We start from the raw sequence: 18,017 nt of genomic DNA, 5'->3' as shown, positions 1-18,017 counted from the left end.
CAAACGCGCTGAGCGCGCGCGAACGGCCGGACGCGGGGTTGATTCGCCAGTGGAATACGTCAAACGTCCTACTATTCTTACCCTGTTCGCTAGTGTGCGCGGTCGCACATAGCGAATATGCACGTCCTAATAGCATTCTTCCGGACAGTGAATGGCGGGAAAAGAATTAAATACCGAATTGATCTTCATACGCTTAGTAATCCAGAGATATACGTTAGACGTAAAAGACAGCTATCGCTTGTCGTTCGAATCTTTCGTCCGTAACCACATAAAAGTTACGGACTACCACGGATCGTGACGCCATCGTTGGAGTCGAGGAAAAATGCTTAACCTTGCGTTTGGCTTCACTTGCTCCTTTCTGATCATCCTTCTTATAGTGCGGAGCGCAGGTAAACACGCATTGTTTTCCATGGACGGCGATTTGCACAGTGTTCAGAAGAATCACGTTTACGCTGTGCCGCGTATCGGTGGAATTGGAATCGCATGTGCGGCGGTCGCCACTACCATTGCGGAACCGCTGTGGGCTACCGGTTCGAATTACGCGTCGCTATTGCTTCTTCTTTGCGCCGTTCCGGCGTTTGCCAGCGGCGTGGCGGAAGATGTCACCAAGCTCGTCTCGCCGCGAATCAGGCTTCTTTGTGCATTTGCATCGGCATTGATGGCCTGCCTGCTGCTCAATGCCGTGGTGACGCGCGTGGACGTGCCGATGATCGATCAATGGTTGCGAGTTCTGCCCCTCGGAATCGGCTTCACCATGCTCGGCACCGCAGGGCTCACCAATGCAGTGAATATCATCGACGGATTTAATGGCCTTGCGTCCGTCGTGGCCATGATGATTTTCGGGTCAATCGGTTATGTCGCCTATCAAGTGAACGACTGGCCGATTATGAGCATGGCGCTCACAATGGTCGGGGCACTTGGCGGCTTCGTACTCTGGAATTTCCCGACACCGTCTGTGTTTCTGGGCGATGGCGGTGCTTATTTACTCGGCTTCATTATGGCCGAGCTTCTGGTCTTATTAATTGCACGCCACCCGAACGTCCCTGTGTGGTACGCAGTATCAATAGCGATTTACCCTGTCTTCGAAACGCTTTTCTCGATTTATCGGCGGCGCATTCTGCATGGCAAGCCAGCCGACGAACCAGATCGACTTCACCTGCACTCTCTGGTGTACCGGCGTATTGCCCGACGCGGCTATGACCCGGCGAATCTCCGCCAGAAGACACTTCGAAACTCTTACACGTCGATTTACATGTGGGCGTTGAGTGTCATTGGAATCGGCCCGGCAACGTTGTTCTGGGACAGCCGATTCGCGACGTTTGGTGCGAGCGTGCTGTTTGTGCTCGCCTACACGCGTCTCTACATTGCAATCGTCCGACTTAGGACGCCCCGCTGGCTTCTGTTCCCAGGGCACCAACACACCAGGGTGACAGCTCCCGACGTCGAACAGTCGCGTCATTGAGATAGCGCCGGTATGGGGAGACAGGCGTAACGCTGCTTCAACGAACACGTGCCACGAGCGCGTCACAGCCGCCTCGCGCACGGATTGCCGCAACGTACATCAGGAGCGGAAGCAGTTCGAGCTCGAAATCCGCAAGTGGATGTACGGTTTTTCGCCAGCGCAATAGAGGGAGTTTCCGTTTCTGGGTCTGTGTAGATATCAATCCGGCGGAGCGCGCCACGCTGCGTCGAGATTCGCAACGCACGTCGCCAACATGGAAGGAAGATCGATGTACACACCGAAAGATATCCGGCTCGCCGTGATTGGTCTGGGCTACGTAGGTTTACCGCTCGCAGTGGAGTTCAGCAAGCATCGACCCGTCGTGGGCTTCGATATCAACCGGGCGCGCGTTGCGGCCCTGCGACAAGGGCACGACTTCACGCTGGAAGTGAGCGACGAGGAACTTGCGGCCGCCGTGCAATTGACACCCACCAGCGAGGCCGAGGACCTTCGCGATTGCAACGTCTATATTGCAACGGTGCCGACGCCGATCGATCAGTACAAGCGGCCGGACCTCACGTATCTCCTCGGCGCGAGCGAAACCATCGGGCGCGTGCTCAAGAAGGGCGACATCGTGATTTACGAATCGACTGTCTACCCTGGCGCGACTGAAGAGGAATGTGTTCCCGTCATCGAACGGACGTCCGGTCTCAAGTTCAATGTGGATTTCTTCGTCGGATATAGCCCGGAGCGGATCAATCCCGGCGACAAGGAACATCGCATTGCGGCCATCAGAAAGGTGACTTCCGGATCGACGCCTGAAGTTGCCGAGACCGTCGATTCGCTCTATCGGGAAATCATCACCGCGGGTACTTTCAAGGCGCCCAGCATTCGCGTGGCGGAAGCCGCCAAGGTCATCGAAAACACACAACGCGACGTCAACATCGCGCTCATCAACGAACTGTCGATCATCTTCAACAAGATGGGTATCGACACCGAAGCCGTGCTTCAGGCGGCGGGCACCAAATGGAATTTTCTGCCGTTCAGGCCGGGTCTGGTCGGCGGTCACTGCATAGGCGTCGACCCGTACTATCTCACGCACAAGGCGCAGGCGATCGGTTACCACCCGGAGATCATCCTCGCGGGGCGGCGGCTCAACGACAGCATGGGAAGCTATGTGGTGTCGCAGCTTCTGAAGGCGCTGACGGGTCGCCGTATCGCCATAGCCGGCGCGAGAGTATTGATCATGGGGCTGAGCTTCAAGGAGAACTGCCCCGACCTCCGTAACACGCGCGTCGTTGATATCATCCACGCGCTGAAGGAATACAGCCTCGACGTCGACGTCTGGGACCCTTGGGTATCGAAAGAGGAGGCAAGCCACGAGTACGGCCTCGAACTTGTCGACAGCCCGAATGCCGGCGCCTATGACGCGATCGTCGTCGCGGTTGCACATCGCGAGTTTGCCCGTCTCGGAGCGGACGCGCTGCATGCCTACGGAAAGCCCACGCACGTTCTGTACGACCTGAAATACGTGCTCGCGCCCGAAGCGAGCGATTTGCGCCTGTAGTCGGAGCGGCGTCGCGCAGCGAGGGAAGGATTGCTTTACGGAGGGTGGTGCTACCGACATAGACCGATGTCGGCCGTACCACCTTCACCGTTTCGCCGAGGTGGAAGGACGCTGGACGGTGTCGGTGATGAGGGGCGAGTGCTAGCGCAGTGCGCACGTGACCAGAGAGTTTTCATGAAGCCAAAAGACCACCAGAACACGCAGATGCGCGGGAATACATTGGACGTGCCTGATATCGGCGCAATAGTCGCGACCGTTATCGACCACCGATGGATGATCGGCATCACCACGGCGATATTCATGCTGATCGGGGCATGCTATGCGTTCCTTGCGCCTCCCGTTTATCGCGCAGACATCCTCATTCAGATCGACGACAGCAGCGCTCCGTCCTATTCCGGATCGAAAGATTTGCTGGCTGACGCTACGAGCCTGTTCAACACGAAGTCTTCGGCGGAAGCCGAGTTGCAGATCCTCGGTTCGAAAATGATCGCTGCGCGTGCAGTGGACGCGCTCAAGCTGTATATCAAGGTGACCCCTCACTATTTCCCGCTCGTTGGGCGCTGGATCGCGCGTCATAGCGACGACCTGCCGCGACCGCGCTTCGTCGGCACCGATGGATTCGCCTGGGGAGGCGAATCCATCGACGTCGGCAAGTTCGATGTTCCCAAGAAGCTGGAAGGTTCTGCTTATAAGGTCACAATATTGTCGGAAGGTCATTATCATTTGAGCGGTCCAGGGCTCGAACAACCCATGAGCGGGAAAGTAGGTGTCGATGAGCAATTCGCAACACCGACGGGCACGATCAGCCTCCTCGTCAAGAAAATGGTCGGGCCGGAAGGTGTGACGTTCGACCTCGTGCGAAATTCGCGGCAGCTGACGATCGAAGCGTTGCAGCAACAACTCAGGATCAGTCAGGAGGGCAACAAGTCGAATGTTCTGAGTGGGTCGTTGGAAGGCACCGATCCCCTCCTGCTGAGTGCGACGATCAACGAAATCGGCACGCGATATGTGTTGCAGAGCGCGGAACGAAAGGCGGCGAGTGCGGAAGAGTCGCTGCACTTTCTCGAACAGCGTCTGCCGGCGGCGGAAAGGCAGATGGAGCAGGCTGAATCGAACTATACGAATTACCGGAATCAAAATACGCTTGTCGACCTCAGCGAAGCAAGCAAAGTGGTCTTGACGCAAGCCGCCGCTGCAGACGCGCAACTCCTGGCGCTGCAGCAGCGGCGTCAGGAGCTGGAGGCGCATTTCGGCAGCGTGCATCCAGATGTGATCGCCATCAAAAAGAAAATTGCATTGGCCGAGGAGCATATCGATCAACTGACCGCGCGCCAGAAGGAAATGCCGATAGCGGAACAGAACTCGATGCGCCTGATGCGCGATGTGCGAATGAATACCGATCTGTATTCCGCGCTCCGGATCAACATGGAGGAACTGCGTCTTATCAAGGCCGGGAAGGTTGGTACTGCACAGCTGATCGATCTGGCAGACGTTCCCGAACGTCCGGTCAAGCCGATCAAGACGCTCGTGCTGGCGGCGTTTTCCGTGCTCGGCGCACTGGTCGGCGTCGTGCTCGCGCTGGGCCGGGTCGCGCTTCTGCGTGGCGTGACGGATCCGCGTGAAGTCGAGAAGCTGACTGGCCTGAGCGTATTCGCAACCATCCCGCAAAGCGAGCGACAGAACGAACTGGCGAGAATGATCTCGGCGAAGGCCTCCGGTCAGCTTGTGCTCGCATCCCGCTATCCGATGGACCCGACCGTCGAGTGTCTGCGCGTTCTGCGCTCGGCGCTGCAGCATGCATTGAGCGATGCGCGCAACAATATCGTGTTGCTTGCAGGCCCGCTGCCCGGCATCGGGAAATCATTTCTGTCGGCAAATCTCGCGACGGTTCTCGCGGCTGGCGGAAAGCGGGTTCTGGTGGTCGATGGCGATCTTCGCAGAGGGCACTTGAATCAATACTTCGGCTTGCCGCGCGGTCCGGGCCTTGCCGATGTGCTCAGCAAGCGCGAGTCGTTCGAAAACGTCGTTCACCGCGGGGTGTTCGCGAATCTCGACGTCTTGCAGGCCGGGTTGGTGCCGGAGAGCCCCGACGAGTTGTTGCTCAACAGCGGCTTCGAAGACGTGATGAACCACATGTCGACCGAGTATGACATCGTGCTTCTCGATGCCCCCGCCATTCTCGCCGTGTCCGATGCGGGAATCATGGCTCCGTTCGCAGGTTCGATCTTCCTGGTAGCGCGCGTCGGCGACACGCGCATTGTCGAGATCGAGGAATCGGTCAAGCGGTTCGTGCAGACCGGTGCGGCAGTGAGCGGTGTGCTGCTGAACGGCCTCAGGTTGCACGGCACGAGTCATGCACAGGCACGACGGCAAGGAAGTTACACGTACACCGCTTATTACCAGCAGTCGGACAAGACCTAACGTGTCGCGCTCGAGAGATCGGGACGACTCCAGAAATATCGACTAACAACGCCATGATTCTTTTGTCCGGAGGGTTGTGATGCCTGACCACTATGATTCGATCCGCGAGCGCCTCGTACAGGATCCGAGGAGGTGGCTCGTCACCGGTGTGGCAGGCTTCATCGGCTCCAATCTGCTGGAGACCCTGCTCAGGCTGGACCAGCACGTGGTGGGTCTCGATAACTTCTCGACCGGTTATCAGCGCAATCTCGACGAGGTGCGCGCGCTCGTCACTCCGCTGCAATGGAGTCGGTTCGAGTTCATCGAAGGGGATATCCGCCGTTTCGACGACTGCGTCGCCGCCGTGAAGAACGTCGATCACGTACTGCACGAGGCGGCGCTCGGTTCCGTACCTCGCTCCCTGCAGGATCCGATCGCAACGCACGAGGTCAATATCAGCGGCTTCCTGAACCTGCTGGTTGCCGCACGGGACGCCGCGGTATCCAGCTTCACTTATGCAGCATCGAGTTCCACTTACGGCGATCATCCCGATCTGCCGAAACTCGAAGACCGCATTGGCCAGCCGCTATCGCCTTACGCCGTAACGAAGTACGCCAACGAACTCTATGCGGCGGTGTTCGCCCGCAGTTACGGATTCCACACGATCGGGCTGCGCTATTTCAATGTATTCGGTAGACGCCAGGACCCTGATGGCGCGTACGCGGCGGTCATCCCGAAGTGGATCGCAGCGATGATTCAGGGCTCCGAGGTCGTGATTCACGGTGACGGCGAAACGAGCCGGGACTTCTGCCCTATCGATAACGTTGTGCAGGCCAATATTCTTGCCGCGTGCTCGGACGCCACGGCGAGAAACCAGGTCTATAACGTCGCCGTGGGAGATCGGACGACGCTCAACGAGCTCTTCGTGAAATTGAAGGACGCACTCATTGAAAACGGCGTGGCGTGTGGACTGCGTCCGGTGTACGGATCCTTTCGAGCAGGCGATGTGCGGCATTCGCAAGCTAGCGTCGATAAGGCCGAGCGCCTGCTTGGTTATGGGCATAAGATCCGGCTGGCCGAAGGTATCGCGCGCGCGATGCCTTGGTACATCCAGCTCGTCGCAGAGAGCACGAGTTGATGGCGTTGCAACTCCAGGCTGCAGACCAGGATACCGCGACGAATCGTTCTTGCCGGGAGTGAGCGCTTTGACTATGTACATGCACGAGCTGCCAGGATGAAGGCGCCATGAAACTCCTGATCGTCATCTACTCCCTTCAGCACGGGGGCGCGGAGCGCGTGGTTGCCAACCTGTCGGCCCTTTGGTCCGCGCGCGGCTATGAAGTCACCGTGGCTACGCTGGCATCGAAAGCGACGGATTTCTACGTGCTGGACAAATCCATCAGGCGCCTTTCACTTGAAGTCGCGGGCGAGTCGATTGGAGTTGGAAATGCGCTTGTCGCGAACCTCCGTCGGATCCTGGCGTTACGGCGCGTCTTACGACGTGTCGGACCGGATATCGTGATCGGCGTCGAGACCACAGCCTCGCTCTTGTCGATTTTCGCCAGCCGGGGGCTGCGTTGCAAAGTGATCGCGACCGAGCATATTCATCCGCCCATGCTGCCGCTGGGCCGCGTCTGGACGACGGTGCGACGCTATGCGTATCCGTCCGCCGACCACGTCGTCGCGTTGACCGAAAAAACTAGGGCGTGGCTGGAGCAGCACTGCCGTTGCAAGAACGTGAAGGTTATTCCGAACGCGGTTTCGCTGCCGATTCCTGTATTCGATCCCGTTCTCGAGCCGGAATCGATTGTCGTGCCGGGACGTCGGATGCTTCTGGCAGCAGGGCGATTTACCACGCAGAAGGGCTTTGATTGCCTGATTTCCGCCTTCTCGCAGATCGCGACTGATCAGCCGCAATGGGACTTGGTCATCCTGGGCGACGGCGCGGCGCGGAGTGCGCTCGAGCGGCAGATCGCCGACGCGGGGCTCGAGCGCCGGGTATTCATGCCGGGCCAGGTCGGTAACGTGGCGCAGTGGTATGCGCGCGCGGACCTGTACGTCATGAGTTCGCGTTTTGAAGGCTTTCCCATGACGCTACTGGAAGCGATGGCGAGCGGTTGCGCGGTAGTGAGCTACGACTGCGATACCGGACCGCGAGATCTCATCAAACACGGGGAAAACGGCTTGCTGGTGGAACCGGTCGGTGAAGCGACCAGCCTGGCGCGCGCCTTGTCGGAGCTAATGACGAATGATGACGAGCGCGTTCGTCTGGCATCGAACGCGCGCGATGTCGCGGATGCGTTCTCGCCCGTCAGGACGCTCAGGATGTGGTACGACCTGTTCGCCGAAGCCGGCGTGCAAGATGTAGCGTGCCGCGCCGATCAGTGGGTGAGCAAGTGAGTGCGATCAATTCGGTGTACCCGCCAACCGCGAAGAGGCACGTTGTTATCGAGGTTATCTTCTCGATCCTGATTTTCCTGTTCGTGACGTTCTACTGGATTGGAAAGGAGCCGGGGTCGTTCGTGGGTGTGTCATTTCCGTATGACATCTCCTACGTAGTAATCGGGATCGGGACCCTGTGCGGCGTGCTGTCCTTCATACAGGGAAGGCTGACATTCTCGACGAAGCAACTCGCGTTTATCGGGCTGTTGATACTGGCGCCGTTTCCCGGACTCTTCGGCATGATCTTCGCTCATCCAGAGTTGTCGGAATGGCGTAACTACATCGGCAAGGACATGGTGCGGAATACCTATCTGGGCTTCCGACCCGTGACCATGCAGGCGGGGATGTTTCTTTTCTGCGCGCCGATGTTCGCGCGTTTTCTCGGCAGGCCGATGCTGATTGCTATCACGCTTGCGGTAGGCCTTCATATCGTCTGGGGCCTGGCGCAGGTGCTATACCCGATCAACGAGCATCTGATCGATCGCCTCCCAATCGTCGCCGTCGGACCGTGCTCCGCCGGTGGAGATTGCAGGCGCACCGTGCGGGCGGTCGGACTCATGCCGAACCCGTTCTTTTTCTCCTTCCTGCTCTTTTCTTATGCCGCGTTGTTCATTCGACGATGGGACGGCTGGCAAGGAAAGATTGGATTGATTCTTTCCTGCCTTTCCATTAGTCGTTCATTCATGATCGCGGCGTCGATCGTCCTGCTGTCGAGGCTGACCTGGCGCAACATCCTGCTCATCGTGGTGCTGGTGATCGGGCCGCTCTATCTTGCTTCCAACATCGTGATGCCCATATGGGACGCGCGCATTTCGGGCGATATCAGCTACGAGAGCCGCTCTTCGACGAACGCCCTGGCGCTCGAAGAGTTCTTCGTGAACGGTAACCTGTTCGGACTCGGCTTCGAACCTCGCTATTACACCGATTCCACCCTGGCGAGCCTGTTGCTCGGTGGTGGGCTTGCGTCCGTGGTGATCTATGTCGTCGCCTGGCTTTTCCTTTTCTCCAGTTGGCGCGAATCGGTAGAACCGAAGGAGCGGCGGATCGTCGTTGCCTTCACGGTGGCATTTTTCGTCTCGCAAATGCTGGTGGGAGGCGCTGACGCGCAGCCGGGAGAGTTGTTGTTCTTTATTGCGTACTGGCGCGCATACCTGGACGCAGCGGAGTCACACAATAACGACATGGCCCATGCGGCTGCGGACATCCAATGAAGATCATCCTGCTCATCAGCGCAATGCAGGACGGCGGCGCCGAAAGCGTCGCGTCTACTCTCGTTAATGCATGGGCCGAGAGGGGCGACTCGGTGACGCTCGTTGCGACGTTTTCAGGAAGAGGGAAGTGTAATTTCGCGATCTCGGAGAAAGTCAGCTTCGTCTATCTGGCGGACCGGGTGAAGTCGCGCGGTGGCCGATTTCTTTCGGTCTTCAGCCGTCTGAGGGCGCTCCGTTCGCTCATTCGGGAGACCGATGCGGATGTGCTGGTGTCGTTTCTGGCTAACGTGAATATCTCGTCGATTGTGGCCTCGCGTGGCCTCGGTGTTCCGATCATCGTCTGTGAGCATACGAATCCGCTCGCCGATCGTCGTGCACTGCATTGGAGGCTTCTCTGCCGCTGGATCTACCCAAGGGCAAACCTTCTTACGCTTCTTACCCACGGGGTGGTGGAGCCTTTCAGACGGCTCGTCCCCGGCATCAAGCACATCGCGGTTATGCCGAATCCGGTGCCCGAAGGCTTGTTTTCAGAAAGGCGCGGGACACCGACGATGTCGGATCGAAAGCGCCTGATCTCGCTGGGACGTTTGCATCCGTGCAAGCAATTCGAGTTGTTGATCGGTGCGTTCGCGTCGATTGCCGATGAATTCGAAGACTGGGATCTGTGGATCTGGGGCGAAGGGCAAGAGCGTGCGAAACTCGAAGCCCAGATCCGGCAGTCGCCGTTGGGCGGCCGAATCTTCTTGCCCGGCAGGACACTTACGCCCTGGAGGGAAATGGCCGCGGCGCAGGCCTTCGCGTTGTCATCGAGCCATGAAGGCTTGCCGATGGCGATGATGGAGTGCATGGCGATCGGCCTGCCGATCGTTGCGTTCGATTGCCCGAGCGGCCCGCGCGAATTGACTCGAAATGGTCAGGATGGACTTCTGGTTCCGCCGGGAGACGCGCGCGCGCTGGCTATGGCGTTACGACGACTTCTGTCGGATGAGACACTGCGTCAGGAACTGGGACAAAGAGCGGCGATATCGGTGCGAGAACGCTATTCGCTCGGAACGATCCTGCGCATGTGGGACGAGTTGTTCGTTCAGGTTGGCGCGTGCGCACGCCAGTGAACCATGGCAAGCTGTGGTGCGCTCAACGTGGTGTGCGGTCGCGAGTTCTTTCCGTAACACGCTTTGCGCGACGCGCCTGTCGTCGATGTTTCGGCAACACCAGAATGTCAAATACGGCGAGTAAAGCAAGAGCTACGACCGCCAGAATAACGACGCCTCCGGCGACAAAGAAAATAGTCATACGCATCTACTCACGAGAATGGCGAAGAGGAAATTCCACCCGCCTTGAGAGTGCTCACAGTTCTTGTGCAAGCGAGCTACGAACGGGGAATTTGAGCATTCACGCTCAAACCAGAATAGCGCACGAAATATGAAGCGTTCAAATGCCACAGCATCTGAGTGAATTGGACGGAGGATCGACGGATGGCTTCTTCATCGCAACAGACAGCGCGTGCGCGAGCGTTGCATAAAGCGGCGGAGGAAAGGCATTCGCAAGCCGATTATCCGCGTCAGGAAAGACCGGGGGAACAAGTGGTCCGAATACTTCACGTCATCACTGCTCTTGACGTAGGTGGGGCGGAGTCGATGCTGCAGCGTTTGATCGAATCGCACGACGGCAGTCTGCAGTATCGGCACGCGGTATGTTCACTGACGCAGGTTGGCAAGATAGGGGAAAGATTGCGCGCGCGCGGCATAGACGTGCATGTGCTCGGCATGCGTGGGTTTCTGGGCATACCGCGCGCCATGTGGCGGCTGCGAAGACTCATTCTGACTCATCGGCCCGAGATCGTTCAGACCTGGATGTATCACGCGGATCTGCTCGGAGGACTCGCCGCGCGACTCGCGTCGCATCGACGAATCGTCTGGGGCATACGAACGACAGACGTGCGCGCAGGCGGCTCGCGTTCCACGCTGGCGGTTCGAAAGATATGCGCGTGGTTGTCCTCCAGAGTACCGCTCACAATAGTATGTGCCGCCGACGCATCGCGACGCGTACATGTCGGCGCTGGCTATGATGCGAGCCGCATGTTGGTCGTCCCCAATGGTTTCGATATCGCGAATCTCGTTGCGTCCGACATTCAACGGAGTTCGTTTCGAAAGGAATGTGGATTCGGAGATGGCGATGTGGTGATCGGTACCGTAGGCCGATTTCACCCCGTCAAGGATCTGCGCAATTTCGTCAGAAGTGCAGCGATCGTCGCTCGCTCCGTTCCGAATGCGCGCTTTCTTCTGGTGGGGCGCGGTCTTGAGCCGATTAATCCCGAGTTGATGAGCTGGATCGACGAGACTGGCGAGACGAGCCGCTTCGTCCTTTTGGGCGAGCGACTGGACGTGCCCATTTGTTTGTCCGCCATGGATGTCTTTTGTCTCTCATCGCGCACGGAAGGATTTCCGAATGTGGTGGGCGAAGCGATGGCGATGGGCGTTCCATGCGTGGTGACCGACGTCGGCGATGCGGCGCTTCTGGTCGCACAAACCGGGATTGTGGTGCCGAGCGAAGATTCCGCTTCGCTCGCGGACGGTTTAGCGCGATTTGCCACGCTCGCGCCGCAAGCCCGGTCCGACATCGGGCAACTCGCGAAGGCTCGCATTCATGCCGAATATACGATGGAGCGGGCCCGTGAGCGTTTTGAGGAGCTTTATCAGCGACTTCTCCTGGAAGGACATTCGCGATGAGACTTCCGACGATATTCGTGAAGCACCAATCAATCAGCGTTCCTGTCGCGTAATTTCATCGCATCGATAACCGTCATTATGCCGGTGTGATTGAACGTATGAACTCGCTCGATGCTGTCGTCCCAGTTCGCGTCGATGCGGCTTACAGGTGTCTCGCGATAGTGGTCTTCGTCGATTTGGTCGATTCGCTGGAACACGACCGCGCGCCCATAACGTCCGCTGCAATCCTGAGCGGGTCGATACCAGTGACCATCGCGTTCGAAGATATTGCCCGCGGGACGAGCGGACCGCACATCGGAAACGATCGGATTACACGGATGGGGACGCCATTCATCGCTGAGCACGCTGTTTGACGAGAAGAGGAACAGTTCGTCGCACATGGAGGTATTTTCGTTTTCGCGCATACAGGTGAAGAGCCAGATCTTTCCATCATGCCGCCAGAGCGTGGTATCGACCGTCATGACGTCTTCCATAATGTTCTTCACGAACTCCCATTGGTCAGGAAAACGAACGCACCGATGCAATTGAATCGTCTTGTCTTCGTTCGTCTCCGGAATCATGTAAAGTTCGCCATCCTCCTCGAATAGAAACGGGTACGAGAGGTGATACGGCCGCTCCATGATCTTTATCGGGGGGAGCACGGGCTGTTGATTCGCGTCGAAGCGTATGACAGCCAGATGGCCGACGTTTCGCTTGTATTCGAGCTCCTCGACGAAGACCACATACTCGCCGTTTCTCGCGACGACGAAAGGATCTGCCCAGAAGCGGTCCTTCGGCGGCAGCAATTCACGGAACTCGGAAAGAATTGGTACCGCGGTTTCAAGGGTGCCGATGCGATAGAGCACTATCCATTGTTCCAACATTTTTCGCATGAGCATCTTGCGTGCCGCAGCGCGACGGAAGAGATCCGCAATCAGACTTACGTCCGCGAGATACGATCTTTTTGATGGCCCGTCCGCTACGGTGCCGTCCCGATATCGCTCTTTGGAGATATCGTCATCGATATGCTGCAGCTCACGTAGCGCTCGTGGCACGAACGAAAGAGCCTTCCAGCAGGCGTTATTTCGCGTTCGTTGTACGGAAAATGGATACGTCACCGACCAGGAGCGTTGCAACGTATGATAACGGCCGTCTTGTGTCACGCACTGTAAGGCGGACATAGTCTCGGGCACTTCCATAAGCACGCTCGACACGGCGGACCGACAATCGTCCAGATAAAACCAGATGCCGTTTTGGGTAGTAGCAGCGAATTCTTCGCCTAACCGCAATGGGCACAGGAGCAGAAAAACCGAGATATCGTGCGTTGCGATCTTCGCCACGTCCGCTGGATCGAGGCAATGCCCGATTTCAGTTTGTCTGAGCGTCACCTCGACCGTAGGAACGGCGCTGAGCCGCGAAGAGAGATTGATTGACCGGAAAGCGTCGTTCGGCACATGGGTGAGCCATTTGTCCAGCGTCAACCACATCGACACGAATATGTTCTCTCGTGCGAGCCGATTTTTGAAGGCGCCGGCTGTACCCGAAACCTTCAGGATGAGTACGAGATCCACGCCATTTAGCGCAAGCACCGACTCCAGCATGCGGGCCAACCACGCGGGCATCACTACGTCATCAACGATAATGCCAATTCGTAAGGTCTTCATGGGCGCACTGGAATGCGACAACCGTGGATGTGGGCTAGGCGCGCGATTCGCGGCAATTTAACCGAGTACGTTTTCGCCGGCGGCAACGGCCAATCCTAGTGTTGCGTAGCGCACGTCTCTGTGCGCGAACATACACATTGCCGCTCGCGGGTTCTGAATCGGCCTTTGCAGATCTGAACCGCCAGACACAAAAAGGGCCGTTCTTTCCTACGAATAACTTTTTTGGATTACTTCGGTTACAAACGGAGACTTCTGTCAAACCGGCTTGACATTCTTGGACCGTCTGATCGGAAGGGTTCCTACTTAAATGGCGCGAGGCGATGGGCCCTGGTGAGCGTTTTCGTAACCTTCGACAATTAAGTGTGGACTTCAATGCTTGAGACGACCGTTCGGCGGTTTTCCACTGTCGGGGAAGAACCTGCTCGAACCGCGCGGGGCGGTCGATTGCGCCTGTGGTGGCCGCTCGGCCGAACACTGAGGCCGAGCCAGCGAGATTGATTCATATAACGATTACATTAGCCATGCGAAGTAGTCTCGATAAATCTTATAAAAATATAATAAGCAAAGCACCGTCCGTGAAGTTGGTTGCTCGACTTTACGAAATGACGAAATTTAAGCATAGCTAACATTCCTTCTACCGCAATTAAACGTTACTAGCGTACATTCTGTAACAACCGCGCGGTAGAACTCGGCAACTCCATCAGATAATATTATTACCAGACGGTAACATTTTTCGTCTTGCTTCGCTGTCCCATCGGACGCTAGCAGAGCCGTCGAGCCACGGGGCGTATGTCTTCTCCCGAAGTATTTCGTTCCTCAATCCCGCAGTTCGTCAGCGTCCGCTGAGAAGCTCCTTCAGGGTTGTCGTGTTCGCACGGCGTTCGAGCGCTCAACAACGCAAACGTTTGCGGGTTGATCTGTATCGACCGGACATCACTCCGCTTTCAAACCCCGCGCGCGCGGCCGCTGCGGCAGGGCCGGACTCGTCCTGAGAAAGCGCGCAACCTACTTAGATAGACTTATGTTCTCGAATACTGAACAAACTGCAGACACGGTCGTCGATAACCGAATTACCGCGCGTCGCAAAGTGCTGGCTTCGCTACTCGCAGGCGGCGGTGCGCTCGTCCTGACCGCTTGCGGCGGTGGCGGCAGCGATTCATCCAATCTCGATTCAGTGGCCGAACGCAGCAGACGACGACACGGCGCCGGTTCGTCGACCCCGGCAAGCTCGGCTTCTCCAGCTTCATCGGCTAGCTCCACCACTGCGGCTAACACGTCGTCAGGTAATAACTCCGGAACCAGCACGGCGGGCACTGTCCTCGACACGTCTTTCGGTGTGAAGGGAGACGGGAAGACCAATGACCGCGCGGCTCTTCAAGCAGCTATCGATGGTTCCATCGGGCAAATCCTTCTGATTACGGGTCAAAGCCGCATCGACGCAGGCGGCCTCGACCTGCGCAACAACAGTCATGTTCGCTTTGCGCAGGGCGCCAGCATCAAGCTGCTGCCGTACAAGGAAGAGTCCTGCGAGATGATTCGCTTGTGGGACGTAAGCAACGTCACGCTCGAAAGTCCGTATCTCGACGGCAGCAAGGAGTTGAATTCGGCCACCACGGGCGAATGGGGCATGGGCATTTCCATTCAGGGCGCCTCGAACTGCACGATCACGTCTCCGACCACGATTAATTGCTGGGGTGACGGAATCTATATCAATAACAGCTATACCAATCCGTCCAGCGGCGTTACCAAGAACATCACCATCAATAATCATCACGCGAGCGGCTGCCGACGCCAAGGCGTGTCGATCATCAGCGGAGACACCATCACGTTCAATACTCCGCTTTGGGAAAATATCAGCGGCACGATGCCGAGCTGCGGCCTTGATATCGAACCCAACGATAACAACGCCGTTCTCAAGAACATCAATATCGTCAATCCGACGACCGCGAATTGCGCGGGTGGCGGGATTCAGATCTTTATGTACAACATGCCCGGACCGGTCAGCAAGACCGTCAGCATTGCGATTTCCGGACATACCGACACGACGAGCCCGGTCGGCTCATTCGTCGTCGAAGAACTGTTCCTCGAAGGCTATGTGGTAAATGGTTCGATTACCAGCACGAATCCGACGTGGAAATATCCGCTCAAGCTCCAGAACTGGGATAAGGGGGGGCCGACCGTCACGGCCACTGGCGTGAAGATGGCCTGAACGTCGTCATTGAAAGAAATGCCATACTGTTGTATGGCATTTTTTCCATTAAAACGCCTTACGCGGATCTGACGTTCTACCGACGCCTCGATCAGGCGCAGGCCCGACATAGCAGAACATGACGACACAGAGATAGTGGCGCACTGCAGCATCGGCAAATCTGAACCTCCTGCCATGCTTGCGGAATAAAAGTTGAGTAGTCGTCCGCACATACTCTCATCGACAGTTCGCCTACGCTACGAAGAATTTTAGCTTTCCAGAACGATTTTGACCCAGCATGGGAGGGAAAAGTCGTATGGTATTAAGGCCGAACGTCCTCTATACGAGCGCTCGATCCGAATCGCTCTATTCGTTTCGACGATACCAGGTCTTCTGAGAATGCTTCCTGGCGCCCGACTATCGCGTCCGCGCACTCATGCAGCCTGACAGGCTTGCGAGCGAAGCCACACAGAACAGTTTTAAGCAAGCGATCGCTGGAGCCGGTGCCGTTCCTGAGCAATAGAATCAAAACATCGCGAACGGAGTTGCATACCGGACGCAAAGGATTGCGGAGCTTGCTTCTCATCTTTCGAAGCCTATCATCTAACAAGAGGTAAGCGAGAAATGAAGATTGACGTCGCCCTCATTGTCGACGATTGCCGGATAGCTTTATGGCAGAAGCAAGCTCTCGAATATGTTGCAGATTTGATCAATGTACGGGTCGTGCTTTCCTGCACGAACACTCGATCGAAGAAAAGGACCATAGACAATTTTGCATATTACGTTCTGAATCGCTTCACGCTGGAGAACTCGCTCTCGGCAAAAGTCCTGCTCGATACAAAGAATATCGAAGTTGTAAGCTTTGATTCCGAATACGACGGAGCTTGGCAGCGCATTCCAGATTGCGTATCCGAGACGCTTTTAAATAAATCCATCAAGGTGACAATCAAGTTCGGCATGAATTTGCTGAGGATAGAGGGCAACCTGCTGAATGTCGACGCATTGTCTTTTCATCACGGCGATCCCTCTGAGTACCGTGGAAGACCTGCTGGATTTTACGAGCTGTTTCACAAGTGCGAGAGGGTGGGAACCATCGTTCAGAGACTGTCCAACGAGCTCGACAGTGGAGACGTTCTGGCGTTGGGCTATTCGAAAGCGTTTCATCATTCGTACAGGAAGACAGCGCTCAACTTCTACGCAAACTCAAAATATCTGCTTCGCAACGCGCTGATCAACTACTCGAACGCGCGCACCGTGGATATAGCTACCGACGGACGGAGCTTTACGTTACCCACGAACGCGCTGGTCGCGCGCTTCGTCATGGCGCTTGCCTATAGAAGTTTGTGCAGAGCACTTTATGGCATGTTCTACGAGAAGCGATGGAACGTCGTGAAGTTCAACCTCCCGGGATCCCCGGTTCCGAACGTGCTTCGGGTGAGCGACGGCTTCGTCCCGAAGATCGCTCCTGGCTACGATTTCTATGCCGATCCGTTTTTTAGCGCTTCGGGAGACAGGGTGCGGGTTGAGGCGCTGGACCGGACGACCGGGCTCGGCGACATTATCGAACTGGATGCTCAACACCTGTCCAAAACCTCCAACCTTCTAAAAGGAAAACATTATTCGTTTCCGATATCGTTTGCCGAATTCTCGAAGGAATATCTCCTGCCCGAAGTAGCATCACATTCGTCGCCGTATCTCATGCAGCGCCCGTTTGACGATGAGGGAAAGCGACTGCTGCTGCGCGGACTGGAGACAAGAAGGATCGTGGATGGTGTCCTCTTCATCAAGGATGACACTTACTACTTTTTTGCAAGCGACAAGAAGTCGTCCGCGGACTGCTTGTTTCTATTTTTCAGTGACTCGCTCGAAGGAGTATTTCATCCGCATCCTCGAAATCCAATCGTGGTCGATCCGACGCGAGCCAGAATGGGTGGGCAAATCCTGTCCATCGGTAACAAGATTTACCGCGTGGGCCAGAATAACTCTTACGGCTACGGCAATGGCCTGACGCTTGGTGAAATCGTCTCGATCTCAAGAGAGTCGTACGAGGAACGGGTGGTCGGCACAATCAGATATGAGGATGCCTCGGGGCCTCACACGCTCGACATACATGGAGACTCGGCAATCCTGGATTTCTATCACGAAAAATTTTCGTTGACAGCGGGATGGAAGCGGCTGGTTGCGCGCATTCTGCGGGGCCGCTGGGAAGCGGATCAAGCGCCGTAACCGTGGAATTGCCCGCGAGAGGAGGCAAGGCATCGCCAGGACTCTCCAGTCAGAGCCTCTCTGTCCGAGCGTCTCGCCGCGGCGATGTCTGCAGTGCCTTCAAGGACGAATCTGCTCGTTCGTTGAAAGTTTGCTTCGGATTGTGAGCCTGACGGTCTCGTCGGCGCCGG

The 18,017-nt window shown here is 56.8% G+C and carries 11 protein-coding genes; 10 read left to right on the top strand and 1 reads right to left on the bottom strand.

Annotated features, from left to right (window positions below; genetic code table 11):
* Window positions 1-322 precede the first annotated feature (322 nt).
* From QCE63_RS20145 to QCE63_RS20110, 8 genes are all read left to right on the top strand, one after another.
* Window positions 323-1,462 (top strand): glycosyltransferase, encoded by a 1,140-nt coding sequence (locus tag QCE63_RS20145; protein ID WP_309835421.1) that lies wholly within the window; start codon window positions 323-325, stop codon window positions 1,460-1,462.
* A gap of 268 nt (window positions 1,463-1,730) precedes the next feature.
* Window positions 1,731-3,008: a Vi polysaccharide biosynthesis UDP-N-acetylglucosamine C-6 dehydrogenase TviB gene (gene tviB, locus QCE63_RS20140; RefSeq protein ID WP_309835420.1), complete on the top strand. Its 1,278-nt coding sequence runs from the start codon at window positions 1,731-1,733 to the stop codon at window positions 3,006-3,008.
* A gap of 174 nt (window positions 3,009-3,182) precedes the next feature.
* The gene (locus QCE63_RS20135; RefSeq protein ID WP_309835419.1) at window positions 3,183-5,429 is read left to right on the top strand and encodes a polysaccharide biosynthesis tyrosine autokinase; all 2,247 of its coding nucleotides are present in this window, start codon (window positions 3,183-3,185) and stop codon (window positions 5,427-5,429) included.
* A gap of 79 nt (window positions 5,430-5,508) precedes the next feature.
* The gene (locus QCE63_RS20130; RefSeq protein ID WP_309835418.1) at window positions 5,509-6,546 is read left to right on the top strand and encodes an NAD-dependent epimerase/dehydratase family protein; all 1,038 of its coding nucleotides are present in this window, start codon (window positions 5,509-5,511) and stop codon (window positions 6,544-6,546) included.
* Window positions 6,547-6,653: 107 nt separating this feature from the next.
* The gene (locus QCE63_RS20125; protein ID WP_309835417.1) at window positions 6,654-7,808 is read left to right on the top strand and encodes a glycosyltransferase family 4 protein; all 1,155 of its coding nucleotides are present in this window, start codon (window positions 6,654-6,656) and stop codon (window positions 7,806-7,808) included.
* Window positions 7,805-9,061 (top strand): hypothetical protein, encoded by a 1,257-nt coding sequence (locus QCE63_RS20120; protein WP_309835416.1) that lies wholly within the window; start codon window positions 7,805-7,807, stop codon window positions 9,059-9,061. The genes QCE63_RS20125 and QCE63_RS20120 overlap by 4 nt, the downstream gene beginning before the upstream one ends.
* Entirely contained in the window at window positions 9,058-10,173 is a 1,116-nt protein-coding gene (locus QCE63_RS20115) for a glycosyltransferase family 4 protein (RefSeq protein ID WP_309835414.1), read from the top strand. The genes QCE63_RS20120 and QCE63_RS20115 overlap by 4 nt, the downstream gene beginning before the upstream one ends.
* 363 nt (window positions 10,174-10,536) lie before the next feature.
* Window positions 10,537-11,790 (top strand): glycosyltransferase, encoded by a 1,254-nt coding sequence (locus QCE63_RS20110; protein ID WP_309835412.1) that lies wholly within the window; start codon window positions 10,537-10,539, stop codon window positions 11,788-11,790.
* 29 nt (window positions 11,791-11,819) lie between these two features.
* Here QCE63_RS20110 and QCE63_RS20105 read toward each other — a convergent pair whose 3' ends face one another.
* Window positions 11,820-13,433: a hypothetical protein gene (locus QCE63_RS20105; RefSeq protein WP_309835411.1), complete on the bottom strand. Its 1,614-nt coding sequence runs from the start codon at window positions 13,431-13,433 to the stop codon at window positions 11,820-11,822.
* A gap of 1,021 nt (window positions 13,434-14,454) precedes the next feature.
* On the opposite strand from QCE63_RS20105, the gene QCE63_RS20100 reads away from it, so the two are divergent.
* Both QCE63_RS20100 and QCE63_RS20095 read left to right on the top strand, forming a co-directional pair.
* Complete coding sequence (locus QCE63_RS20100; RefSeq protein ID WP_309835409.1) at window positions 14,455-15,642, top strand: hypothetical protein; 1,188 nt, start codon at window positions 14,455-14,457, stop codon at window positions 15,640-15,642.
* 603 nt (window positions 15,643-16,245) lie between these two features.
* Complete coding sequence (locus QCE63_RS20095) at window positions 16,246-17,847, top strand: hypothetical protein (protein WP_309835407.1); 1,602 nt, start codon at window positions 16,246-16,248, stop codon at window positions 17,845-17,847.
* The last annotated feature ends 170 nt before the right edge of the window (window positions 17,848-18,017 follow it).

Origin of the sequence: Caballeronia sp. LZ065, assembly GCF_031450975.1 — a bacterium.
In the GTDB taxonomy this organism is placed as follows: domain Bacteria; phylum Pseudomonadota; class Gammaproteobacteria; order Burkholderiales; family Burkholderiaceae; genus Caballeronia.
Note: the sequence above shows the minus strand (reverse complement) of the source record. Positions and strands in the feature narration are given on the sequence as shown.